Origin of the sequence: Pseudomonas sp. SD17-1, assembly GCF_029201585.1 — a bacterium.
Taxonomy (GTDB): Bacteria; Pseudomonadota; Gammaproteobacteria; order Pseudomonadales; family Pseudomonadaceae; genus Aquipseudomonas; species Aquipseudomonas palmensis.
Map to the genome: position 1 here is coordinate 728,812 of NZ_CP104044.1, position 26,215 is coordinate 755,026.

Sequence of the window (26,215 nt, forward strand, 5' to 3'; positions counted from 1 at the left end):
TTACGCCTCGACTGTCGGGATCCTGCGCGGTGCCATGAAATACATCCACAGCAGCGCGATGAAATACATCGCCGGAATCATGGTGAACAGCACGGTGTAGTTGTTGTTGGTGCTGGTCAGCACATGCCCCACGATCTGGGTCATGAACATCCCCCCGGTGGCCGCGCACATGCCGCCAAAGCCGAACACGGTGCTCATCATGTGCTTGGGCGTGTAGTCCATCACCAGGCTCCAGATGTTGGCGGTCCAGGCCTGGTGCGCGGCAATCGCCAGGGAGATGGCCAGTACCGCCACCCACAGGCTGCTGGCGCCTGCGGCGAAGATCACCCCGACGATGGTGGTGGCGAACAGCAGCATCGACAGCAGCCGCGCCTTCACCGGCGCCATGCCGCGGCCGATCATGAACGAGGACAGGATCCCGCCACCCACGCTGCCGAAGTCGGCACTGAGGTAGATCACGATCAGCGGGATGCCCATCTGCGTGACGCTGATGCCCAGGTTGTACTGCTGGTTCAGAAACGGCGGCAGCCAGTACAGGTAGAACCAGAACACCGGCGCGGTGATCGAGTAGGCCAGGGCAAAGGCCCAGGTGCCACGCATGCGCAGGATACGGGTGAACGGCACGGCCGCCTGTTCAGGCTCGACCTCGCTCTGGATGTACGCCAGTTCCGCCTTGCTCACGCTCGGGTGGTTTTCCGGGTTGAAGTACTTCAGGCCCCAGAACGTGGCCCACACCAGGCCCAGCGCGCCCATGGCCATGAACGCCGCCTGCCAGCCCCACACAGTGAGGATCAGCGGCAGCAGCATCGGGGTGAACATGGCGCCGACGTTGGTGCCGGCGTTGAAGATGCCGGTGGCCACCGCCCGCTCGCCCGCCGGGAACCACAGCCGGGTGGTCTTCACGCAGGCCGGGTAGTTGGCCGCTTCGGTCAGGCCGAGGATGAAGCGACAGACCATGAAGCCCACCGCCGAGGTGGCCAGGCCGTGGGCGCCAGTGGCCAGGCTCCACAGCAGCACCGCGCAGAAGAACACGCGCTTGACGCCGATGCGGTCGATCAGCCGGCCCTGCAGCACGAAGCCGATGGCGTAGCCCACCTGGAACCAGAAGTTGATGTTGGCGTAGTCCATCGCCGTCCAGCTCATTTCCTTGGCCAGGATCGGCTGCATCACGCCCAGTGCGGCGCGGTCGATGTAGTTCAGGGTGGTGGCGAAGAATACCAGCGCCAGCATCACCCAGCGGGTCTTGCCGACGCCCATGGCGCCACGGATCTTGTCGCCGATACCGGCGTGCGGGGTACTGGCCGATGGCTGGGCCAGGGGAGTGCTTTGGCTGTGGATCATGTGGTGATTACCCGTATTTTTATGTTTATGGGTCAAGCCAGGATGACACGCGGTACACCAGTCGACTACGGCAGGTTCGTCGGTGCTTTTGGCAAGATGCTCATCTGCCTGGTGGTAAGAAATGGTGCGCATTGGTCAAAAAAGGGTCAATTGATCTGGGCGGGTACTGGGCGATAATCGCACACAAAACTAACCAGTTCGTACCTTTTGATTGAGCTAGGATAAACCCCAGCCAATAATTCGTGCAGCTGGGCACTGCCTGCCCGTTGGAGCCTGAAGATGCAGCGTTCGATTGCCACCGTGTCCCTGAGCGGCACCTTGCCGGAAAAACTCGAAGCCATTGCCGCCGCCGGATTCGACGGCGTGGAGATCTTCGAAAACGACCTTCTCTACTACGACGGCAGCCCCCGCGAGATTCGCCAGCGCTGCACCGACCTGGGGCTGGACATCACCCTTTTCCAGCCGTTTCGCGATTTCGAGGGCTGCCCGCGCGGGCGCCTGGCGCGCAACCTGGAGCGCGCCGAGCGCAAGTTCGAACTGATGCAGGAACTGGGCACCGACCTGGTGCTGGTGTGCAGCAACGTGTCGGCCGACGCGCTGGGCGGCCAGCAACTGCTGGTCGACGACCTGAGCCTGCTGGCCGAGCGGGCCGCCGCCCACGGTGTGCGCATCGGCTACGAGGCGCTGGCCTGGGGGCGGCACGTGAACACCTGGCAGCAGGTGTGGGACATCGTGCGCCAGGCCGATCACGCCAACCTGGGCATGATCCTCGACAGCTTCCACACCCTGTCGCTCAAGGGCGACCCCAGCGCCATCGCGCAGGTGCCGGGGGACAAGATCTTCTTCGTGCAGATGGCCGATGCGCCGATCCTGGCCATGGATGTGCTGGAGTGGAGCCGGCATTTTCGCTGCTTCCCGGGGCAGGGCGAGTTCGACCTGCCGGGGTTTCTGGCGCCGATTCTGCAGGCCGGCTATCGCGGGCCGCTGTCGCTGGAGATCTTCAACGACGGTTTTCGTGCCGCGCCGCCACGGGCCAATGCCGCCGACGGCCTGCGTTCGCTGCTGTACCTGGAGGAAAAGACCCGTCAGTTGCTCGAACGCACCGCACCGCTGGCCGACCCTGAGCTGCTGTTCGCGCCGCCGCCGGCCAGCAGCTGCGATGGCATCGAGTTTCTCGAGTTTGCGGTCGACGACGCCTCGGGCGCCAAGCTGGGCAACTGGCTCGAAGGCCTGGGCTTTGCCCGTGCCGGCAAGCATCGTTCGAAGAATGTGAGCCTGCTGCGCCAGGGCGAGATCAACCTGATCCTCAACGCCGAGCCCTATTCGTTCGCGCACAACTTCTTCGAAAGCCACGGCCCGTCGCTGTGCGCCACGGCGATCCGGGTCAGGCACAGCGCCCAGGCGCTGGCCCGGGCGGTGGCCTATCACGGCCAGCCCTATCGTGGCCTGGTGGGGCCCAACGAACGTGAGCTGGCAGCGGTACGCGCCCCCGACGGCAGCCTGATCTACCTGGTGGACCAGGGCGCGGACGGACGCACCATCTACGACACCGACTTCAGCCTCAGCGAGCAACCGGCCCATGGCCTGGGCCTGACCCGCATCGACCACATGGCACTGGCCCTGCCGGCCGACAGCCTGGACAGCTGGGTGCTGTTCTACAAAAGCCTGCTCGACTTCAGCGCCGATGACGAGGTGGTGCTTCCCGATCCCTATGGCCTGGTCAAGAGCCGCGCCCTGCGCAGCCAGTGCAGTTCGATCCGGCTGCCGTTGAACATCTCCGAAAACCGCAACACTGCGATTGCCCACGCGCTGTCCAACTACCGCGGCTCGGGCGTGCATCACATCGCCTTCGACTGCCAGGACATCTTCGCCGCCGTCAAGCGCGCCAAGGAAGCCGGCGTGGCGCTGCTCGATATCCCGCTGAACTACTACGACGACCTGGCGGCCCGGTTCGACTTCGACGATCAGTTCCTGAGCGAGCTGGCCTACTACAACGTGCTGTACGACCGTGATGCCCAGGGCGGCGAGCTGTTCCACGTATACACCGAGCCGTTCGAGGAGCGCTTCTTCTTCGAGGTGCTGCAGCGGCGCAATGGCTACAGCGGTTACGGCGCGGCCAACGTCGCGGTGCGCCTGGCAGCGATGGCCAAGGCGCGCAGCGGCGGGCTGCGGCATGCCAAGCTGTAACGTGTCAGCGCCCGTCAGGCTTTCTTCTGGCGCACCCCGGGGCCATAATCGCGCGGTTAACCGACTGGTCAAGAGCCCCGTATGACGACAACTCCAGCACCCTTGGCGGCACCTGCCGAGGCGCCGCGCAAGAGCCGCAAGAACAATCCTGAGAAAACCCGCGAGAACATTCTGCAGGCGGCCATCAGCGAGTTCGTGCAGCAAGGCCTGGCCGGTGCCCGGGTCGATGCGATCGCCGAGCGCACCCAGACCTCCAAGCGCATGATCTACTACTACTTCAACAGCAAGGAGCAGCTGTATGTGGAGGTGCTGGAGAAGCTTTACGGCGATATCCGCAGCACCGAAAGCAACCTGCACCTGGCTGAACTGGAGCCGCGCCAGGGCATTCGCCGGCTGATCGAATTCACCTTCGATCACCATGATCGCAACGTCGACTTCGTGCGTATCGTGTGCAACGAAAACATGCACCACGGCGAGTACGTCAAGCAGTCGGCCGCGATCCGCTCGATGAACAAGACGGTGCTCACCGCGCTGGACGAGATACTCCAGCGCGGGGCTGCCGAGGGGGTGTTCCGCCAGGGCCTGACGGCGCTGGACGTACACCTGCTGATCAGCTCGTTCTGCTTCTATCGCGTGTCCAACCGGCACACCTTTGGCGAGATCTTCCAGGTGGATTTCGAGGACAAGGCGCTCAAGGACAAGCACCGCGAGATGATCTGCGAGTCGGTGCTGCGCTACCTGCAGGCGTGATGCCGGGGAGCCTCCAGTCGCCGGCAGGGCCGGCACCTGCGGGTTGACCACCCTGTACAGGTGCCGGCTAAGCGTTCAATCCCCCAGGCTGTTGAAGTGCCCGATCATGCGCTGTGCATCCGGCACCACGCCGCTGAACAGCTCGAAGGCCTTCACCGCCTGAAACACCGCCATGTTGGCCCCGTTGAGCGTGCGGCATCCCAGTGCCCGCGCCTCGCGCAGCAATTGGGTCTCCAGCGGGAAGTACACGATCTCGGCCACCCACATTTCGGCGCGCAGCAGCGCCCTGGGCACCGGCATGCCCGGCAGCTTGGCCATGCCCATGGGGGTGGTGTTGACCAGCCCGCAGGCCTGGCCCATGGCCGCTTGCAGGTCATGCCCGCAGCGTGCCGGGCTGCCCTCGAAATGCTGGTTGAGGTTGTCTGCCAGTGCCTGGGCCCGGGCGGGCTCCACATCGAAGAGCGTCAGCTGGGCCACCCCTTCGCTGAGCAGCGCATGGGCCACCGCGGCACCCGCACCGCCTGCCCCCATCTGCACCACATGACGACGTGAAACATCACCCAGGCCACGCCTGAAGCCCTCGGCAAACCCCAGGCAGTCGGTGTTGTGGCCGATGCGTCGACCGTCCTTGAGCACCACGGTGTTCACCGCGCCGATACCGCGCGCCTCGGGCGACAGCTCGTCGAGCAGGGGCACGATCGCCTGCTTGCACGGGAAGGTGATGTTGAGCCCGGTAAAGCCCATGTACTCGGCCGCGGTCAGCAGTTCTTCGAGGGCGCTGCTGTCCAGCTTCAGCTGGTCCAGGTCGATCAGCCGGTACAGGTAGTTGATGCCCTGGGCGGCGCCTTCGTGCTCGTGCAGGGCCGGGGTACGCGAGGCCTGGATGCCGGCGCCGATCAGGCCGGCGAGAATGCCGGAAGGGGAGGCCAAACTCATCGGTAAAACTCCATTGTTGTTCTTGGCAGGGGGAGGGAGCGTCACGACTAAAATGTACTGACTGGTTAATAGGGTCAATCGGGGCGGGCCGTGCATTGATCGTTTCTGTTCGCTGATCGAACAAGCTGTGCTAAACCTGTTGTTTTGCACGGCACCACGGAGGGCGACATGGCGGCGCAGTTCGAAGAGATGCGGGACGTTCACGACACCTGGCCGGGCCTGGCCAGCCTGACCCAGTCGGTTTTCGCCGGGTTGGGCGCCAGGGGCTTCAGGAATCCGTTTCGGCTCGAGCGCTCTACAGCCACCTGCCTGCTGTTGATCGACGGCTTGGGCTGGAACCTGCTCAAGGCGCACGCCGAGCATGCACCGTTCCTGGCCGCGCTGATGCAGCCCGACAGCCACTTCAAGGTCGGCTTCCCGGCCACCACTGCCGCCAGCCTGGCCACGGTGACCTCCGGCATGGGCAGCGGTGCGCATGGCATCGTGGGCTGCGATTTCGCCCTGGATGCACATTCGGTGTTCTCGCCGCTGTCATGGACCACTGCGGCCGCGCAGACGGGCAGCGTGCCGACCGCGGCGCCTGTCGCGGCCTCCTTCATCGTGCCGCAGACCGCCTGGGAAGACGCGGCCGCCCAGGGCGTACAGATCAGCACGGTCATGCTCGGGCGCTTTGCCGACTCGGACTTCACCCGTGCCATCTACAAGGCCGGCGGCATCCTTGCCGCGCCGGCCTACGATGCCTATCCCGAGCTGGTGCGTAGCGCACTGGAGGTGGAGGCGCCAGCCTTCTGCTTTGCCTATTTCGGTGACCTGGACTTTGCCGGGCACCTGTATGGGCCGGGCTCGCCCGACTGGTGCAGGCAACTGGAGATTGCCGATCAGCTGGCCCGCGACATTGCCGGGCGCCTGCCGCGCTCGGCGCGCATGCTCGTGATTGCCGACCACGGCATGCTCGACCTGGACCGCGCCCAGGTGCATGACTTCGATACCGACAGTGCCTTGCAGGACGGGGTGCGGGCGATGGCCGGGGACATCCGGGCGCGCTACCTGTACACCCACGAGCATCAGCAGGACCGCGTGCACGAGCGCTGGCAGAACCGCCTGGGGGATGAATACCGGGTGTTGAGCAAGGCGCAGGCGATTGGCGCGGGGTTGTTCGGGGACGTGATGCTGAGCCAGGCCGAAGGGCGTATCGGGGACCTGATCGTGGTTCCGACCGGGGCCGGCGGGATCATTCGCAGCGTGGAGGAGAAGCACCCCAGCCAGTGGCGCGGGCACCATGGGGCGTTGACGGACGCGGACCAGGTGGTGCCGCTGTTGATGTACTCAGGTTAGGGCCATCGCGGGCCAAGCCCGCTCCCACAGGTACCCCACTGCCCTTCAGAGCCGTGACATTCCTGTGGGAGCGGGCTTGACCCGCGATAGAACACCGCCGATCCGGGCCTAGCGCCGAACCAGCAGCACCCCGCTTTCCATATGGTGCGTATACGGGAACTGGTCAAACAGCGCACACCGCTCGATACGGTGCGTATCGCTCAACTGCTCGATGTTCGCCGCCAGTGTCTCGGGGTTGCACGAGATGTACAGGATGTTATCGAAGCGCCGGGTCAGCTCGCAGGTGTCCGGGTCCATGCCCGCGCGCGGCGGGTCGACGAACACGCTGCCAAAGGCATAGCTTTTCAGGTCGATGCCTTCCAGGCGCCGGAACGGCCGCACCTCGTTCAGGGCCTCGGTCAGCTCTTCGGCCGACAGGCGCACCAGGCGCACGTTATCCACGCCGTTGTCGTCCAGGTTGTGCAGCGCGGCGTTCACCGAGGTCTTGCTGATCTCGGTGGCCAGCACCTTGCGCACCCGCGTGGCCAGCGGCAGGGTGAAGTTGCCGTTGCCGCAGTACAGCTCCAGCAGGTCGTCCTCGCGCTCGCCCAGGGCCTCGTAGGCCCAGTTGAGCATCTTCTGGTTCACCGTGCCGTTGGGCTGGGTGAACGCGCCTTCTGGCTGGCGATAGCGGAAAGTGCGCCCGCCCACGGCCAGCTCTTCAACCGCATAGTCACGGCCGATCACCACGCGCTTGCCCTTGGAGCGCCCGATGATGCTCACGCCCAGGTCGGTCGCCAGTTGCCGGGCAGCGGCTTCCCAATGCTCGTCCAGTGGACGGTGGTAGCACAGGGTGATCATCGCGTCGCCCGCCAGGGTGGTCAGGAACTCCACCTGGAACAGTTTGAAGCTCAGCGCCGAACTGGCCTGCCACGCCGCCTTGAGCTGCGGCATCAACTGGTTGATGCGCTGGCTGGCGATGGGGAAGTCGTCGATCAGGATCGCCTGGTGCTTTTCACCCGGGGCGAACATCGCGTAGTGACGCTGCTCGTTCTCGCGCCACAGGCGAAACTCGGCGCGCAGGCGGTAATGCTCGCGCGGCGAGTCGAACACCGCCGGCTCCGGTGCGCCGAATGGCGCCAGCAGTGCGCGCAGGCGCTCGACCTTGGCCTCAAGCTGCGCGGTGTAGGTAGTCGGGTCGTAGACGGAACTCATGCGGCGTACCAGCCCAGCTTGATCACGAACAGGATGGAGAGCACCACCAGCGCCGAGTTCAGTTCATGCCGGCGGCCCGAGATCAGCTTGATCACGGTCCAGGAGATGAAGCCGAAGGCGATGCCGTTGGCAATCGAATAGGTCAGCGGCATGGCCAGCGCGGTGACCACCACCGGGGCGGCCTCGGTCACGTCGTCCCAGTTGATTTCCGCCAGCCCCGAGGCCATCAGCACGGCGACGAACAGCAGTGCAGGCGCGGTTGCGAAGGCCGGCACGCTGCCGGCCAGCGGGGCGAAGAACAGTGCCAGCAGGAACAGCCCAGCCACCACGATGGCGGTCAGCCCGGTGCGTCCGCCGGCACTCACGCCGGCCGCCGATTCGATATAGCTGGTGGTGGTCGAGGTGCCCAGCAGCGAGCCGGCCATGGCCGCGGTGCTGTCGGCGATCAGGGCGCGGCCCATCTTCGGCATGTGGCCGTCCTTGCCCATCAGCCCGGCGCGCTTGGCCACGCCGATCAGGGTGCCGGAGTTGTCGAACAGGTCGACGAACAGGAAGGCGAAGATCACGCTGATCAGGCCGACATCCAGTGCGCCCTTGATGTCCAGCTGCAGGAAGGTCGGGGCCAGCGAGGGCGGCATCGACACGATGCCGTTGAACGGGGTGTAGCCCAGGCCGATGGAGGCGACGGTGACCGCCAGGATGCCGATCAGCACGGCGCCGCGTACCTTCATCGCCTCGAGCGCGACGATCAGGAAGAAGCCCAGGGTGGCCAGTACCGGTGCCGGGTTGCGCAGGTCGCCCAGGCCCACCAGGGTGGCCGGGTTGTCGACCACGATGCCGGCGTTGTGCAGGGCGATCAGCGCCAGGAACAGGCCGATGCCGGCGGCAATTGCCGAACGCAGCGGCAGCGGAATGCTGTTGACGATCCATTCGCGGATGCGAAAGATCGACAGCAGGAAGAACAGCACCGCCGAAATGAATACCGCCCCCAGTGCCACCTGCCAGGTGTGGCCCATGTGCAGCACCACGGTGTAGGTGAAGAAGGCGTTCAGGCCCATGCCCGGCGCCAGCGCGATCGGGTAGTTGGCGATCAGCCCCATCACCGCCGAACCGATGGCGGCAGCCAGGCACGTGGCGACGAAGATCGCGCCCTTGTCCATGCCGGTCTCGCCGAGGATGCTCGGGTTGACGAACAGGATGTAGGCCATGGCCAGGAAGGTGGTGACCCCCGCCAGGATTTCGGTGCGCACGTTGGTATTGTGCGCTTTCAGTTGAAACAGCCTTTCCAGCATGCCAGCTCCCCGTGGCGCACTGCGGCGCCTTGAATGTTCGACCCCATCAGCAAAGCACAGACTGTACCGGACACGGGGTGCCGGACTGAGTGATTTTTGAATGGGCCGCAAAAAAGCCGCGCATCATATCAGCAAGACCGCCACTTTTGGACCAGGACCATGACCGTGCAGCTGATTCACTACGATGCGCTGACCCCGGCCCAGCGCGCAGGCCTGCCCGGCATCGAGGTGCTGGCGGCGCAGCGGGCGTTTTGCGGTGACATCGAGGGCGCGCTGCATACCCTGCTGAACCGGCCCGGCGACGATGTGCGCGGGCTGGCGCTGCTGGTGGGGGGCGTGCCGCAGGGCTTCCTGCTGCTCAAGCGTGGTGCACACCTGCCGCCGTGGGCCCGCCATGATGCGGCCACCTTGCATGCCCTGCAGGTGGACTGGCGGGCGCAGGGGCAGGGGCTTGGCCGCTGGTGCCTGGCGGCGCTGCCGGCGCGGGTGCGCGAAGTGTGGCCGCAGGTGCGTTGCCTGCAACTGTCGGTGGATACCGACAATCAGGCGGCGTTGAGGCTGTACCGCGCGGCGGGGTGGGTGGACAGCGGCGAGGGGTATCGCGGGCGGGTGGGGTATGAGCGGCAGATGACCCTGATGCTTTGATCTGGCTGGCCTCATTGCGGGTCAATCCCGCCCCCACAGATTCAGTGAGGCCCTTGTGGGAGCAAGCTTGACCCACGATTGGGTAAGCGCGGTCAGCCCTTTTTCTGGGTATGCATGTGATCGCGCCCCGCCAGCGTCGGGAACAGCTTGATCCACACGCCCGTCACCACCAGCGTGCCCACCCCGCCCAGCACCACCGCCGGCACGGTGCCGAACCAGTGCGCCGTGACCCCGGACTCGAACTCGCCCAGCTGGTTCGAGGCGCCGATGAACAACCCGTTCACCGCGCTTACCCGACCACGCATCTCGTCCGGCGTCTCCAGTTGCACGAACGCGCTGCGGATCACCATGCTGATCATGTCAGCCGCGCCCAGCACCGCCAGCACCGCCAGCGAGAACCAGAACGAGGTCGACAGGCCGAAGGCAATGGTCGCCGCGCCAAAGACCCCCACCGCCGTGAACATCACCCGCCCGACCTTGCGCTCGATGGGGAAGCGCGCCAGCCACACCGACATCAGCAGCGCCCCCACCGCCGGCGCCGAGCGCAACAGGCCCAGGCCCCACGGGCCGGTCAGCAGGATGTCCTTGGCGAACACCGGCAGCAACGCCGTGGCGCCGCCCAGCAGCACGGCGAACAGGTCCAGCGACACCGCGCCGAGCACGTCCGGGCGGCTGCGAATGAAGCGAATGCCCGCCAGCAGCGATTCCAGGCTCGCCCGGCCCCGGTTGGCCGGCTGGCGGGCGGCGCTCAGGCGCAAGGTCAGGCCGCAGGCGATCACGTACAGCACCACGGTCGGGCCATACACCCACACGCTGCCAAACGCATACAGAAAGCCCCCCAGCGCCGGCGCGACGATGGTCGCCGACTGCATGGCCGAGGCCGACGCGGCCACTGCCCGCGGGAACAGCGCCGAGGGCACCACGTTGGGTAGCAACGCCTGGGTGGCCGGCATCTCGAAAGAGCGCGCACTGCCCAGCAGGAACGCCAGCACGAAGATCAGTTCGCGGGTCACGCTGTGGGTGCTGCTGCCCACCACCAGCGCCAGGGCGATCAGCGCCTGGGCGAACTGGCACAGCGCTGCCACCCGGCGCCGGTCATAGCGGTCGGCCACATGCCCGGTGTGCAGCATGAACAGCACCCGCGGGGCGAATTCCACCAGGCCCACCAGGCCCAGGTCGAGCACGTTGCCGGTCAGCTGATAGAGGTGCCAGCCGATGGCCACGGTGAGCATCTGGAAGCCGCTGGCAGTGAAAATTCGCGCGCACCAGAACGCCAGGAAGGGGCGGTGATGGCGCAGCAGGAGCGGGGCATGGTCTGACATGTGCGATACAGAGCCTTTGCGGGGGCGGCGGGGCAGATTATCACCAGTTTGTAACAGCAGGTTGCGAAAGCCGTCATCCCCGTGCGGTAGGCGCACCGATTCGTGTGTGCGTAAAGGGGGTGAGGCAACCGGTCACGCGGCAAACCACCACACAACCATGCGGCCCGTTCAGGACTATGCTTTCAGGCAATCGTTGACCTGGATCAATTGTTGTTTTTGCAACTGTTTCAAATGCAACGATGTGGCCGGAGGGCCGAATTCCCTGCGATTGCAAGTTTTCAGAACAATTCCAACTCGCCGCACTCAATGACGTAGGGGCAGTTGGCGCCAAGGCCGTGACCCTGACGCCGGATAACCTGACAGAGGAAGCACTATGTTCGGATTAGAGGCTCTAGATCTCGCCCGAATCCAGTTTGCGTTTACGATCTCTTTCCACATCCTGTTCCCGGCCATCACCATCGGCCTGGCGAGTTACCTGGCGGTGCTCGAAGGCCTGTGGCTCAAGACCCACAACAGCGTCTACCGCGACCTGTACCACTTCTGGTCGAAGATCTTTGCCGTCAACTTCGGCATGGGCGTGGTCTCCGGCCTGGTCATGGCGTACCAGTTCGGCACCAACTGGAGCCGCTTCTCGGACTTCGCCGGCTCGATCACCGGTCCGTTGCTGACCTATGAGGTGCTCACCGCGTTCTTCCTCGAAGCGGGCTTTCTGGGTGTCATGCTGTTCGGCTGGAACAAGGTCGGGCGCGGCCTGCACTTCTTCGCCACCATCATGGTCGCCGTCGGCACGCTGATCTCCACCTTCTGGATCCTGGCGTCCAACAGCTGGATGCAGACCCCGCAAGGTTATGAAATCGTCAACGGCGTGGTGATCCCGGTCGACTGGTTCGCGGTGATCTTCAACCCGTCCTTCCCCTACCGCCTGGCGCACATGGCCACGGCAGCATTCGTGGCCACGGCCTTCTTCGTCGGCGCCTCGGCCGCCTGGCACCTGCTGCGCGGCAAGGACAACCCGGCGATTCGCAAGATGCTCTCGATGGCCATGTGGATGGCGCTGATCGTGGCGCCGGTGCAGGCGGTGATCGGTGATTTCCACGGGCTCAACACCCTCAAGCACCAGCCGGTGAAGATCGCCGCCATCGAAGGCCACTGGGAAAACGTCGGCGACGAGCCGACCCCGCTGATCCTGTTCGGCATCCCCGACATGAAGAACGAGACCACCCACTTCAAGCTGGAGATCCCGGCGCTGGGCAGCCTGATCCTGACCCACAGCCTGGACAAGCAGGTGCCGGCGATGAAGGAGTTCCCGCCTGAAGACCGGCCCAACTCCACCGTGGTGTTCTGGTCGTTCCGCATCATGGTCGGGCTGGGCATGCTGATGATCGCCGTGGGCCTGTGGAGCCTGTGGCTGCGCAAGCGCGGCACCCTGTACAGCTCGCGCCCGTTCCTCTACCTGACCCTGTGGATGGGCCCGTCCGGGCTGATCGCAATCCTGGCCGGCTGGTTCACCACCGAGGTCGGTCGCCAGCCGTGGGTGGTGTACGGGCTGATGCGTACCGCCGATGGCGTGTCCAACCACAGCTATGCGCAACTGGGCATCACCCTGGTGATGTTCGTGGTGGTGTACTTCGCGCTGTTCGGCGCGGGGCTCGGCTACATGATGCGTCTGGTGCGCAAGGGGCCGGAAACAGGCGAGGGCGACGAGCCGACCCATGGCGGGCCTGGCCAGCAACGCACCCCGGCGCGGCCGTTGTCGGCTGCCGACGACGACCATGCCGACGACCACGCCAGCCTGAGCAAGGGGAACTGACTCATGGGTATTGATCTTCCGCTTATCTGGGCCGTGATCATCATCTTCGGCATCATGATGTACGTGGTGATGGACGGCTTCGACCTGGGCATTGGCATCCTGTTTCCCTTCGTCAAGGGCGAGCGCGACCGCGATGTGATGATGAACACCGTCGCCCCGGTCTGGGACGGCAACGAGACCTGGCTGGTGCTGGGCGGGGCGGCGCTGTTCGGCGCCTTCCCGCTGGCCTATGCGGTGGTGCTCTCGGCGCTGTACCTGCCGTTGATGCTGATGCTGATGGGGCTGATCTTCCGTGGCGTGGCCTTCGAGTTCCGCTTCAAGGCCAAGGCCGACAAGCGCCACCTGTGGGACAAGGCGTTCATCGGCGGCTCGCTGGCCGCAACCTTCTTCCAGGGCGTGGCACTGGGCGCATTCATCGAAGGCTTCAAGGTGGTCGAACGCAACTACGCAGGCGGCTCGCTGGACTGGCTGACGCCGTTCAGCCTGTTCTGCGGGGTGGGGCTGATCGTGGCCTATGCCTTGCTAGGCTGCACCTGGCTGATCATGAAGACCGAAGGCCCGTTGCAGAGCAAGATGCATGACCTGGCGCGCCCACTGGCCTTCGTGCTGCTGGCCGTGACCGGTGTGGTGAGTATCTGGACGCCGCTGGCGCATCCGGACATCGCCACGCGCTGGTTCAGCCTGCCCAACCTGTTCTGGTTCCTGCCGGTGCCGATCCTGGTGCTGGTCACCCTGTACGGGCTGGTGCGGGCGGTGGCACGCCATGCCCACTACACCCCGTTCCTGCTGACGTTGGTGCTGATCTTCCTGGGCTACAGCGGGCTGGGCATCAGCCTGTGGCCGAACATCATCCCGCCGTCGATCTCGATCTGGGACGCCGCAGCGCCGCCGCAGAGCCAGGGCTTCATGCTGGTGGGCACGCTGTTCATCATCCCGTTCATCCTGGGCTACACCTTCTGGAGCTACTACGTGTTCCGCGGCAAGGTGACCCACGACGACGGCTATCACTAGGAGGGCCTGGCAATGACTGGCAAAGACACCTTCGAACCGGAGAAAAAGCCGCTGATGCAGCGCCTGGGCTGGCTGCTGCTGATCTGGGCAGTGAGCGTGGCAAGCCTGGCCGTGGTGGCCTGGCTGATGCGGATGTTCATGGCGGCGGCGGGCTTGAGTACCCACTGAGCCAAGGTATTTCCCATCCCGCCCTGGGCGGGTTTACACCCTGCGCCGCGTGAGCTGCGCAGGGTTTTTTTTGCCTGTCTCGGCCGCCTGGCGCAGGAGCCGCTTGCCGGCGAAGGTGTCGGCCCCGTACCCGGCCTACTTGCGCGCCTTGAGCACCACGAACTTCGGCGTGGCTGCCACCTGCTCCACTCCCCGGAACAATCGCGCCAGCTTGCTGTGATAGCCCAGGTGCCGATTGCCCACGATGTACAGCGCCCCGCCCACCAACAGTGCCTCGCGTGCCTGCTGGAACATGCGCCAGGCGAGAAAGTCCCCCACTACCTGCTGCTGGTGAAACGGCGGGTTGCACAGCACCACGTCCAGGGACTGCGGTGCCTGCCCGGCCAGCCCGTCGTCGGCGCGCACCGTCACGGCTCGCTCGCCCAGCGCCGCCTGCCAGTTCTGCTCGGCCGACTGCACCGCCATGTACGACTCGTCCACCAGGGTGTAGTGCGCCTGCGGGTTGGCCAGCGCGCTGACGATGCCCAGCACGCCGTTGCCGCAGCCAAGGTCGGCCACCCGCGCATCGCCCAGGTCGCGGGGCAGATGTGGCAGGAAGGCACGGGTACCGATATCCAGCCCTTCGCGGCAGAACACATTGGCGTGGTTCACCAGCTCCAGCGGTGGTTGCTCCAGCTGATAACGGGTGGGGTAGGGCGAGGCTGCCGCCGCCCTGGGCTCGGCCGTGGCGATCAGCAGGCGCGCCTTCTTGCGCGCCAGCGATGCCTGCACCGGGCCGATGTACTTCTCCAGCAGGTCGCCGGCTGCCCGTGGCAGGTGCTTGATCATCGCCCCGGCGATTACCTGCGCGCCGGGTGCCAACTGGCCCTGCAGCCGGATCAACTGCTCTTCGAGCAGCGCCAGGGTCTTGGGTACGCGCACCAGCACCCGGTCGAACGGCCCCTGCCAATGCTGGCTGGCGGCGATGAAGGGCACGCTGTCGAATGCCTGGCCATTGCGCACCAGGTTCTTCTCCAGTGCCAGCCGGGCCAGGTAGGAGTCGCCGCTGCCCAGCACCTGGGCATGGGCGCGCAGGCTGATGGCCAGCGCGCCGAAGCTGTCGTTGAGTACCAGTACCCGGCTCGTGGCAGGCAGCGCCTGCGCGGCCAGGTGTTCGAGCAGGTACTCGTCGGCCGCGTCGAAGGCCTGCAAGGGGTCGTTGGCGTATTCGGGCTGGCGAAGCAGCTCGAGCTCGGCGAAGGGGGTGATCAACAGGGGCATGGCGTAGGGCTCTGGGCTTTGGCGCGCGCGCTGGGGCTTGGCGCTGGACGGGCGCAGATTCTACAGCGTTTTTGCAGGTGGGGAGGGGGGTGTTGGCGAGCAGAACCTCAGATCAACCCGTACTGGGTGGCGATGGCGACCGCGCTGGTCTTGTTGGTGGTGTTGAGTTTGCTGGTGATGCTGCGGATATGAAAATTGACCGTGCTTCTGGACAGCGTGAGGATGCAACTGATGTCTTCGGCGGTCTTGCCGGCAGCGGTCCACTGCAGCACCTCGCGTTCCCGGGGCGAGAGTGCCTGCACGCGGGCCTTGGGCGGATGCAACTTGGCAACCATCAGGGTGTGCAGCAGGTTGCACAGCCACAGGGTCTGGGCCGACTTTTCGTACAGTTCCGCCATGCTCACTTCGCCCTGCCGGCGTGATACGCACAGCACGCTTTCGTTGCCGCGCAGGTCCTGGGTGCCCTGGCTCCAACCATGGCACAGGCCATGTTCGCACGCCGTCTGCCGCAACTCGGGGGCTTGCTTGTACAACTGCGGGGACCACAGCACCGGCATGTTCGAATGATGGCAATGCACAAGCACCGGGTCGATGCGCTCGTACTCGTTCTTCTTGTAGAGCTCGTTCCATTCGGCCGGGTAGTTGTTGAACATCATGACCTGCGGGCCTTCGGCGACCGTCCTGCCGTTCAGGCGGTATGCCAGAAACTCCATGTCCAGTTGCTCGGCCAGTGACAGTGCAGTGGCAAACATCTGTTGCTGGTTTTCCTCCTGCGTCAGTTGTTGCAACTGCTCCTGCTTCCAATATGGCATTTGAGCCTCCGTGCACCTTTGCAATTTAGTCACCCTGGATCGAGTGTAGGAAAAGTCGCACGTTGTTCTAGGTTTTTTTTGCTATAGAAATGTTCCAGTGCTCTACATAAAAATAGGGTTGTACAACCCGCGTTACATGTTTTGTTACGTGGTTGAAACACATGAGCGTAATGCCATTACATCGCGGCGGTGTTTATCCCGTCAGCTTTGCGCGACACTGTGTTTACCTGAATTGTGGAGCACACCATGACTGCCAGTGCGGAGAAGTTCACCCGCCAGACCCTGCTCGATGTCCAGCCGCTGACCCCCAACCTGTTCAGCCTGCGCGTAACCCGTGATCCCGGTTTTCGATTCCGGGCCGGCCAGTTTGCTCGCCTGGGCGTGACCCGTGCCGATGGCAGCGTGGTGTGGCGGGCGTACTCGATGGTCTCGTCGCCGTTCGACGAGTACCTGGACTTTTTCTCGATCGTCGTGCCCGGCGGCGAGTTCACCAGTGAGCTGAGCCGGCTGCGCGAGGGTGACCAACTGTTGATCGACCGCCAGGCGTTCGGTTTCCTGACCCTCGATCGCTTCGCCGACGGGCGGGACCTGTGGTTGCTGGCGACCGGTACCGGCATTGCACCCTTCATGTCGATACTGCAGGACTTCGAAGCCTGGGAGCGGTTCGACACCATCAAGCTGGTCTATTCGGTGCGCGAAGCCAGGGAGCTCGCCTATCAGCAGGAGATCGCCGGCCTGGAGCAGCGCGACTACCTGGCCGAACATGCGGGCAAGCTGCAGTTCATTCCGGTGGTCACCCGCGAGCAACACCCGGGTGCGCTGAACGGGCGTATCACCACCCTGATCGAGAACGGCGAACTGGAGCGTGCGGCCGGCCTGGCGCTGACCCCCGAACATTCGCGGGTGATGCTCTGCGGCAACCCGCAGATGATCGACGACACCCGCCAGGTGCTCAAGGCGCGTGATCTTCAACTGAGCCTCAGCCGCCGGCCGGGCCAGGTGGCGGTGGAAAACTACTGGTAGACAGCACAACGGCGCCCGAAGGCGCCGTTACGGTCAGGCAGGCCCGATTCAGGGCTGCTGGTTCTGCGCCTTGAGCAGGTCGCGAATTTCGCCCAGCAGTTCTTCTTCCTTGGTGGGTACCGGCGGCAGGGTCGGGGCCACCGCTTCTTCGCGCTTGAGGCGGTTGATCACCTTCACGCCCATGAAGATCGCGAAGGCCACGATCAGAAAGTCGATCACCGTCTGGATGAACTTGCCATAGGCCAGCACCACCGCCGGCGCGTCACCCTCGGCCGCCTTGAGCACCACCGCCAGATCACTGAAGTCCACTCCACCGATCAGCAGGCCCAGGGGTGGCATCACCACATCGCCAACAAACGATGAAACGATTTTGCCGAACGCGGCGCCGATGATGATACCGACGGCCATGTCGACCACGTTGCCCTTGACCGCGAAGGCCTTGAATTCACTGATCACGCCCATGGTTTATTCCCTGTAACAGATGAGATTGGTCATCGCAGTGTAAATCAGCTATGCGCTTCATGCTCCGCGTTGCAGTAAAAGACCCCGGCTATGCCGAATAGTTTTGTCGCCCAGGCGGCGCCCCGCAGCTGGGTCGGCTCGGCTATCATGGCCCCTTTTTCCAGGAGACTGCCCCATGGCCAAGGCCAAGCGCATGTACGGCTGCACCGAGTGCGGCGCGACCTTTCCCAAGTGGGCGGGCCAGTGCGGCGAATGCGGCGCGTGGAACACCCTGGTCGAGACCATGATCGAAAGTGGCGGCGCTGCGGCGCCTGCCGGGCGCACCGGCTGGGCCGGGCAACAGGCGCAGATCAAGACCCTGGCCGAGGTCAGTGTCGAGGAGATCCCGCGTTTCAGCACCGCCAGCGCCGAGCTGGACCGCGTGCTCGGTGGCGGCCTGGTCGATGGATCGGTGGTGCTGATTGGTGGTGACCCGGGCATCGGCAAGTCCACCATCCTGCTGCAGACCCTGTGCAACATTGCCACGCGCATGCCGGCGCTGTACGTCACCGGGGAAGAATCCCAGCAGCAGGTGGCCATGCGTGCCCGTCGCCTGGGCCTGCCGCAGGATCAGTTGCGGGTGATGACCGAGACCTGCATCGAAACCATCATTGCCACCGCGCGGGTCGAAAAGCCCAAGGTGATGGTGATCGACTCCATCCAGACCATCTTCACCGAACAGTTGCAGTCGGCGCCCGGTGGCGTGTCGCAGGTACGCGAGAGTGCCGCCTTGCTGGTGCGCTATGCCAAGCAGAGCGGCACGGCGATCTTCCTGGTCGGCCACGTGACCAAGGAGGGCGCGTTGGCCGGGCCGCGGGTACTGGAACACATGGTCGACACCGTGCTGTATTTCGAGGGCGAGTCCGACGGTCGCCTGCGCCTGCTGCGCGCGGTGAAGAACCGCTTTGGTGCGGTCAACGAGCTGGGCGTGTTCGGCATGACCGACCGCGGCCTCAAGGAAGTCTCCAACCCGTCGGCGATCTTCCTCACCCGTGCCCAGGAGGAAGTGCCGGGCAGCGTGGTGATGGCCACCTGGGAAGGTACCCGGCCGATGCTGGTGGAGGTGCAGGCGCTGGTGGATGAAAGCCACATGGCCAACCCGCGCCGTGTGACCCTGGGCCTGGACCAGAACCGCCTGGCCATGTTGCTGGCGGTGCTGCATCGCCATGGCGGCATCCCCACCCACGACCAGGATGTGTTCCTAAACGTGGTGGGCGGGGTCAAGGTACTGGAGACCGCGTCGGACCTGGCCTTGATGGCGGCGGTGATGTCGAGCTTGCGCAACCGCCCGCTGCCACACGACCTGCTGGTGTTCGGCGAGGTGGGCCTGTCTGGTGAAGTGCGCCCGGTGCCGAGCGGGCAGGAGCGCCTGAAGGAGGCCGCCAAGCACGGCTTCAAGCGCGCCATCGTGCCCAAGGGCAACGCGCCCAAGGAAGCGCCGCCGGGGCTGCAGGTGATTGCGGTGACGCGCCTGGAGCAGGCGCTGGATGCGTTGTTCGAGTAACACAAAAAAGGCCGGTGAAGATCACCGGCCTTTTCTCCTCGTGCTGTCTAGTGCTCGGCGGCAGTCTCTCGCCTCACCACCTTGCTCCCATGCTCATCCTTCTCCAGCAACGGAATCTCCTTGCCCTCGGCATCGAACAGCTTGCCGTCTTCGAAGTAGTCGCCGTCACGCAGCCCGGAAATGTCCGAGTAGTTCAGCGTGCGTTCGGAGGCGGCCACGAACACCGACTGATGATCGGAGTTGCCGGTCTTGAAGTGGTTGAACACCAGGTTCAGCAGAATCGCCATGATCGCCGACGAACTGATGCCGGAGTGGAAGATGGTCTCGAACCAGTTCGGGAACTGCGCGTAGAAGTTGGGCGCGGCAATCGGGATCATGCCGAAGCCCAGTGAGGCGGCCACGATGATCAGGTTCATGTTGTTGCGGTAGTCCACCTTGGACAGCGTGCGGATACCACTGGCCGCCACGGTGCCGAACAGTACGATCCCCGCGCCACCCAGTACCGAGGTCGGTACGGCGGCAATCACCCGGCCCATGATCGGCAGCAGGCCCAGCACCACCAGGATCACGCCACCGGTAGCCACCACGTAGCGGCTCTTCACCCCGGTCACGGCCACCAGGCCGACGTTCTGGGCGAATGCGCTCTGGGTGAACGAACCGAAGATCGGCGCCAGGATGCTCGAGGCCATGTCGGCACGCAGGCCATCGCCCAGGCGCTTGGAGTCGACCTTGGTGTCGATGATCTCACCTACCGCGAGGATGTCGGCCGAGGTTTCCACCAGGGTCACCATGATCACGATGCACATCGACAGGATGGCCGCGATATGGAAGGTCGGCATGCCGAAGTGGAACGGGGTAGGGAAGGCCACCAGTGGACCTTCGAGCACCTTGCTGAAATCAGCCATGCCCAGCGACCAGGCGATCAGGGTGCCGAACACCATCGCCAGCAGGATCGACAGCCGCGAGATCGCCGCGCTGCCCAGCTTGCTCAGTATCAGCACGATCAGGAAGGTCACCGCCGCCAGGCCGATGTTGGACATGCTGCCGAAGTCCGGTGCCTTGCTGTTGCCGCCCATGACCCAGCGCGCCGCGACCGGCATCAGGGTCAGGCCGATGGTGGTGATCACGATGCCGGTCACCAGTGGCGGGAAGAACTTGGTGATGCGCGAGAACACCGGGGTGATCAGAAACCCGATCAACGAGGCCGCCATCACCGCGCCCAGCACTCCCGGCAGGCCGCCGCCGCCCTCGCTGCTGAGAATCGCGCCCATGGTGGCCACGCCGGCAAACGAAACGCCCTGTACCAGCGGCAACTGGCAACCGAAGAACGGCAGGCCCAGGGTCTGCAGCAGGGTCGCCAGGCCACCGGCAAACAGCGATGCGGCAATCAGCAGGCCGATGTCGGCCGGGCCCAGGCCGGCCGCCTGGCCGAGAATCAGCGGTACCGCGACGATACCGCCGTACATGGTGAGTACGTGTTGCAGCCCGTACGCCAGGTTGGCGCCGAGCCCCAGGTTCTCGTCTTCAGGACGTGATGCCGTGGACGTGTCGGGGGAGGACGTAGTCATGGGAGCAGGTTCTCTGTTTTATTGTTGTGGCGCTACTGTAGACAACTCGTGCCATTCATTGCCAGAACAATTGTATACAATTTTTAGATTGGCACAGGAACAGTCAGGTCATTGGTTTGGGTGCAGGCGTGGATGCAGTTATCGTTCCAACACGCAGCACCAGGCCCGCCAGGGCTGGGTCCGGTGGCATGAACGGCTGTTTGAAAGCTGTCTGGGTGGACAGGAAGGCGGGGCGGAGTCAGGTCGGTAGCGGGCTAAAAGATTTCAAATGTCGATGAGTTGATGGAATTCGCGCTCCAGTTCGGTGCGATCGGCCAGGTTGAGCTCCACCAGGCGGCACAGGTGCTCCAGCGAATCGAGGTCGATGTGCTCGCAGATAAACCCCAGCTGGGTGTCGTCGACATGGCGCAGTTCCACCGTCATGGTGACAAACGCCTCTTCACCCAGGCGTATCTGCGCAGCGAACGGCCGCTCGAGGTCGGCGTCCCAGGCCTTGGGCGCCTCGATCAGCAGGCCCTTGAGCGACAGGTCGAGCAGGTTGACCGGCCAGCGTCGTTCGCCCTGGAGCAGTTCGGTCGGTGCATCGAAGGGTATGCGCTGGAAGCGCCGGCGTTCTGGGTGATCGCTCATGGTGGAGGCCCTTTGCAGTAGAACCTGGCTGGAACCTGACTGACTATAGCTCAGGGCTTGCCAGCATGATCGCGAACGCGCATAACGAGACTGTGGGCGGGGCTGCAGGCTCTAGACCAAAGCAAGTATGGCAATGCGCCAAGACTCGCCCTAGACTCGATGGGCGGTCTTTCATATCCACTAGCTGGAAGCAAACCATGAACAACAATAATAGCCTGCTACGCCATATACCGTGGCTGCTGCTGGCAGTCCTGGGGGCCTGTGCGCTGGGTGTGGTTGCCCTGCGCCGTGGCGAAGCGATCAACGCCTTGTGGATTGTGGTTGCCTCGGTAGCCCTCTACCTGGTCGCCTACCGTTACTACAGTCTGTTCATCGCCACCAAGGTGATGCAGCTGGACCCGCGCCGGGCCACCCCGGCGGTGCTCAACAACGATGGTCTGGACTACGTGCCGACCAACAAGCACATCCTGTTCGGTCACCACTTCGCGGCCATCGCCGGCGCCGGCCCGCTGGTGGGCCCGGTACTGGCTGCGCAGATGGGCTATCTGCCCGGTACGCTCTGGCTGATTGCCGGCGTGGTACTGGCCGGTGCAGTGCAGGACTTCATGATCCTGTTCCTGTCCACCCGCCGCAACGGTCGCTCGCTGGGCGACATGGTGCGTGAGGAAATGGGCCGCATTCCGGGCACCATCGCCCTGTTCGGCTGCTTCCTGATCATGATCATCATCCTTGCGGTGCTGGCGCTGATCGTGGTCAAGGCCCTGGCCGAAAGCCCTTGGGGCATGTTCACGGTGATGGCGACCATCCCCATCGCGATGTTCATGGGCGTGTACATGCGTTATATCCGCCCGGGCCGCATCGGCGAGATCTCGCTGATCGGTGTGGTGCTGCTGTTGCTGTCCATCTGGCTGGGGGGCCTGGTGGCCGCTGATCCGGTGTGGGGCCCGGCGTTCACTTTCACCGGCGTGCAGATCACCTGGATGCTGGTGGGCTATGGCTTCGTCGCCGCCGTGCTGCCGGTGTGGCTGGTGCTGGCGCCGCGTGACTACCTCTCCACCTTCCTCAAGATCGGTACCATCATTGCCCTGGCCATCGGCATCCTGGTGCTGGCGCCCGAGCTGAAGATGCCGGCGCTGACCCAGTTCACCGACGGCACCGGCCCGGTGTGGAAGGGCACCCTGTTCCCGTTCCTGTTCATTACCATCGCCTGTGGCGCGGTATCGGGCTTCCATGCGCTGATCTCCTCGGGCACCACGCCCAAGCTGCTGGACAACGAAGTCAACGCCCGCTACATCGGCTATGGCGGCATGCTGATGGAGTCGTTCGTCGCGATCATGGCCATGGTTGCCGCCTCGGTGATCGAGCCGGGCGTGTACTTCGCCATGAACAGCCCGGCCGCGGTGGTCGGTGCCGACGTGGTGTCGGTGGCGCAGACAGTCAGCAGTTGGGGCTTTGCCATCACCCCCGAGCAGCTCGAGGCGGTCGCCCGGGACATCGGCGAGCACACCGTGCTGGCCCGTGCCGGTGGTGCGCCGACCCTGGCGGTGGGTATCGCGCAGATCCTGCACCAGGTACTGCCGGGTGAAAACACCATGGCGTTCTGGTACCACTTCGCGATCCTGTTCGAAGCCCTGTTCATCCTCACTGCGGTAGACGCCGGTACGCGTGCCGGGCGCTTCATGCTGCAGGACCTGCTGGGCTCGTTCGTGCCGGCACTCAAGCGCACCGAGTCGTGGGGCGCCAACCTGCTCGCTACCGCCGGCTGTGTGGCGTTGTGGGGCTACCTGCTGTACCAGGGCGTGATCGACCCGCTGGGTGGCATCAACACCTTGTGGCCGCTGTTCGGCATCTCCAACCAGATGCTGGCCGGTATCGCGCTGATGCTCGGCACCGTGGTGCTGATCAAGATGAAGCGCCAGCAGTACATGTGGGTCACCCTGGTGCCGGCGGTATGGCTGCTGATCTGCACCACCACCGCAGGCTTCATCAAGCTGTTCGACCCGAACCCGGCGGTGGGCTTCCTGGCCCTGGCCAACAAGTACAGCGCGGCGCTGGACGCCGGTCAGGTACTGGCCCCGGCCAAGGACATCGCGCAGATGCAGCACGTGATCTTCAACGCGTACACCAACGCGACGCTGACCGCGCTGTTCCTGTTCGTGGTGTTCAGCATCCTGTTCTTCGCGCTCAAGGTCGGTATCCGCGCCTTGAACAAGAAAGAACGTACCGACAAGGAATCGCCGTTCCAGGCCTTGCCGGACGCGTAAACCAAGAGGATTGCAGACATGTTCAACGATCTCGGTCGACTGGGTAAGTACCTGGGGCAGGCAGCCCGCCTGATGGTCGGCATGCCCGACTACGACAATTACGTCGAGCATATGCAAACCCGGCACCCCGACCTGCCGCCGATGACCTACGAGGAGTTCTTCCGGGAACGCCAGGAGGCGCGCTACGGCGGCAAGGGCGGGCCCAAGTGCTGTTGAAAGACGGCACCGCCCGCGTGTGACAAACCTGTGGGAGCCCGGGCAGCCGGGCTCCCACAGTCATTTCAGTGTTCAGGAGATTTTCCGTGCAACCCATTCCCGTCACCGTGCTCAGCGGTTTTCTGGGGGCCGGCAAGACCACCTTGCTGCGCCACCTGCTCAAGGCCGAGCACGGCCTGAAAATCGCCGTGATCGAAAACGAGTTCAGCGACGCCGGCATCGACACCCAACTGCTGGGCGACGAACCGGTGCAGGTCATGACCCTGGCCAACGGCTGCGTGTGCTGCACCATCCACACCGACCTGACCAAGGCGCTGTTCCTGCTGCTGGAGCGTCTGGACAGCGGCGAAATCGCCTTCGACCGGCTGGTGATCGAGTGCACCGGCCTGGCCGACCCGGCACCGGTGGCGCAGACCTTCTTCATCGACGAAGAGCTGCGAGAGCGCTACATCCTCGACGGCATCATCACCCTGGTGGATGCCGCGCATGCCGACCTGCACCTGACCCAGACCATCGCCCAGGCTCAGGTCGGGTTTGCCGATCGCCTGCTGGTGAGCAAGACCGACCTGGTCGATGCGGCCGCGTTCGAGGCTTTGAGCCAGCGCCTGGCGCGGATCAACCGACGTGCGCCGATCCGTGTGGTGGACAACGGCAGGATCGACCTGGCCGAGATGCTGGATGTGCGCGGGTTCAACCTCAACGCCAGCCTCAACCTGCGGCCTGTTGTGGCGGCGGGCAACAGCCTGGACCGGATCTCCAGCATGGTGCTGCGTACTGATGTGCCGCTGGATATCGACCGGCTGAGCGAGTTCATGAACCAATTGCTGGAGGCGCATGGCAAACAGCTGTTGCGCTACAAGGGCGTATTGAACATTGCTGGCGAGGATCGGCGGCTGGTGTTTCAGGGCGTGCTGAAGCTCTATGGCTTCGACTGGGATACCGAGTGGGCCGAAGGCGAACAGCGCGAGAGTGTGATGGTGTTCATTGCCGATGACCTGCCCGAGGCGAAGATTCGCGAGGGGTTCGAGGCCTTGGGTCGCCCCTGAGGGCCCATCGCGGGTCAAGCCCGCTCCCACAGGTTTACTACCCATCTGGAGGGCTATGAAATCCTGTGGGAGCGGGCTTGACCCGCGATGCCACAAAAAAGCCCGGCTGGGAGCCGGGCTTTTTCACATCAGGTACCTGCGATCAGTTGCCGTACACCGGCAGCTTGGCGCAGATGGCCTTGACCTTCTCGCGAACGGCGTCGATCACCGCTTCGTTGTTCAGGTCGTCCAGGATGTCGCAGATCCAGCCCGCCAGTTCCTTGCACTCTGCTTCCTTGAAGCCGCGAGTGGTCACGGCCGGGGTGCCGAAGCGCAGGCCGGAAGTGACGAACGGGGAGCGTGGGTCGTTTGGCACGGAGTTCTTGTTGACGGTGATGAAGGCTTTGCCCAGGGCAGCGTCTGCGTCCTTGCCGGAGATTTCCTGCTTGATCAGCGACAGCAGGAACAGGTGGTTTTCAGTACCGCCCGACACCACGTCGAAGCCGCGCTCGATGAACACGCCGGCCATGGCCTGGGCGTTCTTCACCACTTGCTGCTGGTAGGCCTTGAACTCAGGCTGCAGCGCTTCCTTGAAGCAGATCGCCTTGGCCGCGATCACGTGCTCCAGCGGGCCGCCCTGGGCGCCCGGGAATACGGCGGAGTTCAGCTTCTTCTCGATGTCGGCGTTGGCACGGGCCAGGATCAGGCCGCCACGTGGACCGCGCAGGGTCTTGTGGGTGGTAGTGGTGACCACGTCGGCGAACGGTACCGGGTTCGGGTACACGCCAGCGGCGACCAGGCCAGCCACGTGGGCCATGTCGACGAACAGGTAGGCACCGACCTTGTCGGCGATTTCGCGGAAGCGCGGGAAGTCCAGCACCTGCGAGTAGGCCGAGAAACCGGCCACGATCATTTTCGGCTTGTGCTCGACCGCCAGGCGCTCGACTTCGTCGTAGTCGATCAGGCCGTTGGCGTCGATGCCGTACTGGATGGCGTTGTACAGCTTGCCCGAGGACGACACGGCAGCGCCGTGGGTCAGGTGGCCGCCGTGGGCCAGGCTCATGCCCAGGATGGTGTCACCGGCCGACAGCAGGGCCAGGTAGACGGCAGCGTTGGCCTGGGAGCCGGCGTGCGGCTGCACGTTGGCGTAGTCGGCGCCGAACAGCTGCTTGGCGCGGTCGATGGCCAGTTGCTCGACCACGTCGACGTATTCGCAGCCACCGTAGTAGCGCTTGCCCGGGTAGCCTTCGGCGTACTTGTTGGTCAGTACCGAGCCTTGAGCTTCCATCACCGCAGGGCTGGTGTAGTTTTCCGAAGCGATCAGCTCAATGTGCTCTTCCTGGCGCTGAGCTTCTTGCTCCATGGCGGCAAAGAGATCGGCGTCGTACTTGGCAATGGTCAAATCACGGCTGAACATGGCG

23 protein-coding genes are annotated in these 26,215 nt (G+C 64.4%); 12 read left to right on the forward strand and 11 right to left on the reverse strand.

Annotated elements, in window-relative coordinates:
* Positions 1–1,341: an MFS transporter gene (locus N0B28_RS03305; RefSeq protein WP_043860691.1), complete on the reverse strand. Its 1,341-nt coding sequence runs from the start codon at positions 1,339–1,341 to the stop codon at positions 1–3.
* Between the two features lie 279 nt (positions 1,342–1,620).
* Between N0B28_RS03305 and quiC the strand changes: the two genes are divergently transcribed.
* Together quiC and N0B28_RS03315 are read left to right on the forward strand one after the other, a co-directional pair.
* Positions 1,621–3,528, forward strand: coding sequence for a 3-dehydroshikimate dehydratase QuiC (quiC, locus tag N0B28_RS03310; protein ID WP_054916558.1), 1,908 nt, complete (start codon positions 1,621–1,623; stop codon positions 3,526–3,528).
* Positions 3,529–3,609: 81 nt separating this feature from the next.
* Positions 3,610–4,278: a TetR/AcrR family transcriptional regulator gene (locus N0B28_RS03315; RefSeq protein WP_043860689.1), complete on the forward strand. Its 669-nt coding sequence runs from the start codon at positions 3,610–3,612 to the stop codon at positions 4,276–4,278.
* A 75-nt stretch (positions 4,279–4,353) separates the two neighbouring features.
* Here the strand turns inward: N0B28_RS03315 and N0B28_RS03320 are convergent, their stop codons facing one another.
* Positions 4,354–5,208: a shikimate dehydrogenase gene (locus tag N0B28_RS03320; protein ID WP_167400245.1), complete on the reverse strand. Its 855-nt coding sequence runs from the start codon at positions 5,206–5,208 to the stop codon at positions 4,354–4,356.
* Positions 5,209–5,382: 174 nt separating this feature from the next.
* Between N0B28_RS03320 and N0B28_RS03325 the strand changes: the two genes are divergently transcribed.
* Positions 5,383–6,549, forward strand: a complete 1,167-nt coding sequence (locus tag N0B28_RS03325) for an alkaline phosphatase family protein (RefSeq protein ID WP_104572305.1) — start codon at positions 5,383–5,385, stop codon at positions 6,547–6,549.
* 108 nt (positions 6,550–6,657) lie between these two features.
* Here N0B28_RS03325 and trmA read toward each other — a convergent pair whose 3' ends face one another.
* Positions 6,658–7,743 (reverse strand): tRNA (uridine(54)-C5)-methyltransferase TrmA, encoded by a 1,086-nt coding sequence (gene trmA, locus N0B28_RS03330; RefSeq protein ID WP_043860686.1) that lies wholly within the window; start codon positions 7,741–7,743, stop codon positions 6,658–6,660.
* Positions 7,740–9,035 (reverse strand): NCS2 family permease, encoded by a 1,296-nt coding sequence (locus N0B28_RS03335; RefSeq protein ID WP_043860685.1) that lies wholly within the window; start codon positions 9,033–9,035, stop codon positions 7,740–7,742. The genes trmA and N0B28_RS03335 overlap by 4 nt, the downstream gene beginning before the upstream one ends.
* A 159-nt stretch (positions 9,036–9,194) precedes the next feature.
* Here N0B28_RS03335 and N0B28_RS03340 point away from each other — a divergent pair, with 159 nt between their 5' ends.
* A complete protein-coding gene (locus tag N0B28_RS03340; protein WP_054916561.1) occupies positions 9,195–9,680 on the forward strand; it encodes a GNAT family N-acetyltransferase in 486 nt (161 codons plus the stop codon).
* A gap of 92 nt (positions 9,681–9,772) precedes the next feature.
* On the opposite strand, the gene N0B28_RS03345 is transcribed toward N0B28_RS03340, so the two are convergent.
* On the reverse strand, positions 9,773–11,002 hold the full coding sequence (locus N0B28_RS03345) for an MFS transporter (protein WP_275730333.1): 1,230 nt from the start codon (positions 11,000–11,002) through the stop codon (positions 9,773–9,775).
* A gap of 373 nt (positions 11,003–11,375) precedes the next feature.
* On the opposite strand from N0B28_RS03345, the gene N0B28_RS03350 reads away from it, so the two are divergent.
* From N0B28_RS03350 to N0B28_RS03360, 3 genes are read left to right on the forward strand one after another with little or no spacing between them, the layout of a single operon-like run.
* On the forward strand, positions 11,376–12,812 hold the full coding sequence (locus N0B28_RS03350) for a cytochrome ubiquinol oxidase subunit I (RefSeq protein ID WP_043860578.1): 1,437 nt from the start codon (positions 11,376–11,378) through the stop codon (positions 12,810–12,812).
* 3 nt (positions 12,813–12,815) lie between these two features.
* The gene (gene cydB / locus N0B28_RS03355; protein ID WP_043860577.1) at positions 12,816–13,823 is read left to right on the forward strand and encodes a cytochrome d ubiquinol oxidase subunit II; all 1,008 of its coding nucleotides are present in this window, start codon (positions 12,816–12,818) and stop codon (positions 13,821–13,823) included.
* Positions 13,824–13,835: 12 nt separating this feature from the next.
* Positions 13,836–13,991, forward strand: a complete 156-nt coding sequence (locus N0B28_RS03360; protein ID WP_043860576.1) for a DUF2474 domain-containing protein — start codon at positions 13,836–13,838, stop codon at positions 13,989–13,991.
* 135 nt (positions 13,992–14,126) lie between these two features.
* On the opposite strand, the gene N0B28_RS03365 is transcribed toward N0B28_RS03360, so the two are convergent.
* Together N0B28_RS03365 and N0B28_RS03370 are read right to left on the reverse strand one after the other, a co-directional pair.
* Positions 14,127–15,251 carry a methyltransferase gene (locus N0B28_RS03365; RefSeq protein WP_275730337.1) on the reverse strand — a complete coding sequence of 375 codons (1,125 nt, stop codon included), beginning with the start codon at positions 15,249–15,251 and terminating at the stop codon, positions 14,127–14,129.
* A gap of 107 nt (positions 15,252–15,358) precedes the next feature.
* Positions 15,359–16,063 (reverse strand): autoinducer binding domain-containing protein, encoded by a 705-nt coding sequence (locus N0B28_RS03370; protein WP_078481820.1) that lies wholly within the window; start codon positions 16,061–16,063, stop codon positions 15,359–15,361.
* A 246-nt stretch (positions 16,064–16,309) separates the two neighbouring features.
* On the opposite strand from N0B28_RS03370, the gene N0B28_RS03375 reads away from it, so the two are divergent.
* Positions 16,310–17,086 carry a ferredoxin--NADP reductase gene (locus tag N0B28_RS03375; RefSeq protein WP_043860573.1) on the forward strand — a complete coding sequence of 259 codons (777 nt, stop codon included), beginning with the start codon at positions 16,310–16,312 and terminating at the stop codon, positions 17,084–17,086.
* Positions 17,087–17,134: 48 nt separating this feature from the next.
* Here N0B28_RS03375 and mscL read toward each other — a convergent pair whose 3' ends face one another.
* Positions 17,135–17,548, reverse strand: coding sequence for a large-conductance mechanosensitive channel protein MscL (gene mscL, locus N0B28_RS03380; RefSeq protein ID WP_054916565.1), 414 nt, complete (start codon positions 17,546–17,548; stop codon positions 17,135–17,137).
* 175 nt (positions 17,549–17,723) lie between these two features.
* Here mscL and radA point away from each other — a divergent pair, with 175 nt between their 5' ends.
* The gene (gene radA, locus N0B28_RS03385; RefSeq protein ID WP_054916566.1) at positions 17,724–19,091 is read left to right on the forward strand and encodes a DNA repair protein RadA; all 1,368 of its coding nucleotides are present in this window, start codon (positions 17,724–17,726) and stop codon (positions 19,089–19,091) included.
* Between the two features lie 47 nt (positions 19,092–19,138).
* Here the strand turns inward: radA and N0B28_RS03390 are convergent, their stop codons facing one another.
* On the reverse strand, positions 19,139–20,659 hold the full coding sequence (locus tag N0B28_RS03390) for a nucleobase:cation symporter-2 family protein (RefSeq protein WP_210015157.1): 1,521 nt from the start codon (positions 20,657–20,659) through the stop codon (positions 19,139–19,141).
* A 264-nt stretch (positions 20,660–20,923) separates the two neighbouring features.
* Entirely contained in the window at positions 20,924–21,289 is a 366-nt protein-coding gene (locus N0B28_RS03395) for a PilZ domain-containing protein (protein ID WP_058540734.1), read from the reverse strand.
* A gap of 197 nt (positions 21,290–21,486) precedes the next feature.
* Here N0B28_RS03395 and N0B28_RS03400 point away from each other — a divergent pair, with 197 nt between their 5' ends.
* The 3 genes from N0B28_RS03400 to yjiA all read left to right on the forward strand — a co-directional run bounded on the left by N0B28_RS03400 (position 21,487) and on the right by yjiA (position 24,815).
* Positions 21,487–23,553: a carbon starvation CstA family protein gene (locus tag N0B28_RS03400; protein ID WP_043860566.1), complete on the forward strand. Its 2,067-nt coding sequence runs from the start codon at positions 21,487–21,489 to the stop codon at positions 23,551–23,553.
* Positions 23,554–23,571: 18 nt separating this feature from the next.
* On the forward strand, positions 23,572–23,769 hold the full coding sequence (locus N0B28_RS03405; RefSeq protein WP_043860565.1) for a YbdD/YjiX family protein: 198 nt from the start codon (positions 23,572–23,574) through the stop codon (positions 23,767–23,769).
* An 86-nt stretch (positions 23,770–23,855) separates the two neighbouring features.
* On the forward strand, positions 23,856–24,815 hold the full coding sequence (gene yjiA / locus N0B28_RS03410) for a GTPase (RefSeq protein WP_043860564.1): 960 nt from the start codon (positions 23,856–23,858) through the stop codon (positions 24,813–24,815).
* Between the two features lie 142 nt (positions 24,816–24,957).
* Here the strand turns inward: yjiA and glyA are convergent, their stop codons facing one another.
* Positions 24,958–26,211 carry a serine hydroxymethyltransferase gene (glyA, locus tag N0B28_RS03415; RefSeq protein WP_043860563.1) on the reverse strand — a complete coding sequence of 418 codons (1,254 nt, stop codon included), beginning with the start codon at positions 26,209–26,211 and terminating at the stop codon, positions 24,958–24,960.
* Positions 26,212–26,215: the final 4 nt, after the last annotated feature.

Coding starts and splice junctions, on each gene's coding strand:
- N0B28_RS03375 (WP_043860573.1), top strand. CDS start 16,310: ATGACTGCCAGTGCGGAGAAGTTCACCCGCCAGACCCTGCTCGATGTC.
- N0B28_RS03315 (WP_043860689.1), top strand. CDS start 3,610: ATGACGACAACTCCAGCACCCTTGGCGGCACCTGCCGAGGCGCCGCGC.
- N0B28_RS03395 (WP_058540734.1), bottom strand. CDS start 21,289: ATGAGCGATCACCCAGAACGCCGGCGCTTCCAGCGCATACCCTTCGAT.
- cydB (WP_043860577.1), top strand. CDS start 12,816: ATGGGTATTGATCTTCCGCTTATCTGGGCCGTGATCATCATCTTCGGC.
- N0B28_RS03400 (WP_043860566.1), top strand. CDS start 21,487: ATGAACAACAATAATAGCCTGCTACGCCATATACCGTGGCTGCTGCTG.
- N0B28_RS03325 (WP_104572305.1), top strand. CDS start 5,383: ATGGCGGCGCAGTTCGAAGAGATGCGGGACGTTCACGACACCTGGCCG.
- radA (WP_054916566.1), top strand. CDS start 17,724: ATGGCCAAGGCCAAGCGCATGTACGGCTGCACCGAGTGCGGCGCGACC.
- N0B28_RS03340 (WP_054916561.1), top strand. CDS start 9,195: ATGACCGTGCAGCTGATTCACTACGATGCGCTGACCCCGGCCCAGCGC.
- N0B28_RS03370 (WP_078481820.1), bottom strand. CDS start 16,063: ATGCCATATTGGAAGCAGGAGCAGTTGCAACAACTGACGCAGGAGGAA.
- N0B28_RS03390 (WP_210015157.1), bottom strand. CDS start 20,659: ATGACTACGTCCTCCCCCGACACGTCCACGGCATCACGTCCTGAAGAC.
- N0B28_RS03335 (WP_043860685.1), bottom strand. CDS start 9,035: ATGCTGGAAAGGCTGTTTCAACTGAAAGCGCACAATACCAACGTGCGC.
- N0B28_RS03365 (WP_275730337.1), bottom strand. CDS start 15,251: ATGCCCCTGTTGATCACCCCCTTCGCCGAGCTCGAGCTGCTTCGCCAG.
- glyA (WP_043860563.1), bottom strand. CDS start 26,211: ATGTTCAGCCGTGATTTGACCATTGCCAAGTACGACGCCGATCTCTTT.
- quiC (WP_054916558.1), top strand. CDS start 1,621: ATGCAGCGTTCGATTGCCACCGTGTCCCTGAGCGGCACCTTGCCGGAA.
- trmA (WP_043860686.1), bottom strand. CDS start 7,743: ATGAGTTCCGTCTACGACCCGACTACCTACACCGCGCAGCTTGAGGCC.
- N0B28_RS03345 (WP_275730333.1), bottom strand. CDS start 11,002: ATGTCAGACCATGCCCCGCTCCTGCTGCGCCATCACCGCCCCTTCCTG.
- mscL (WP_054916565.1), bottom strand. CDS start 17,548: ATGGGCGTGATCAGTGAATTCAAGGCCTTCGCGGTCAAGGGCAACGTG.
- N0B28_RS03305 (WP_043860691.1), bottom strand. CDS start 1,341: ATGATCCACAGCCAAAGCACTCCCCTGGCCCAGCCATCGGCCAGTACC.
- N0B28_RS03405 (WP_043860565.1), top strand. CDS start 23,572: ATGTTCAACGATCTCGGTCGACTGGGTAAGTACCTGGGGCAGGCAGCC.
- N0B28_RS03350 (WP_043860578.1), top strand. CDS start 11,376: ATGTTCGGATTAGAGGCTCTAGATCTCGCCCGAATCCAGTTTGCGTTT.
- N0B28_RS03360 (WP_043860576.1), top strand. CDS start 13,836: ATGACTGGCAAAGACACCTTCGAACCGGAGAAAAAGCCGCTGATGCAG.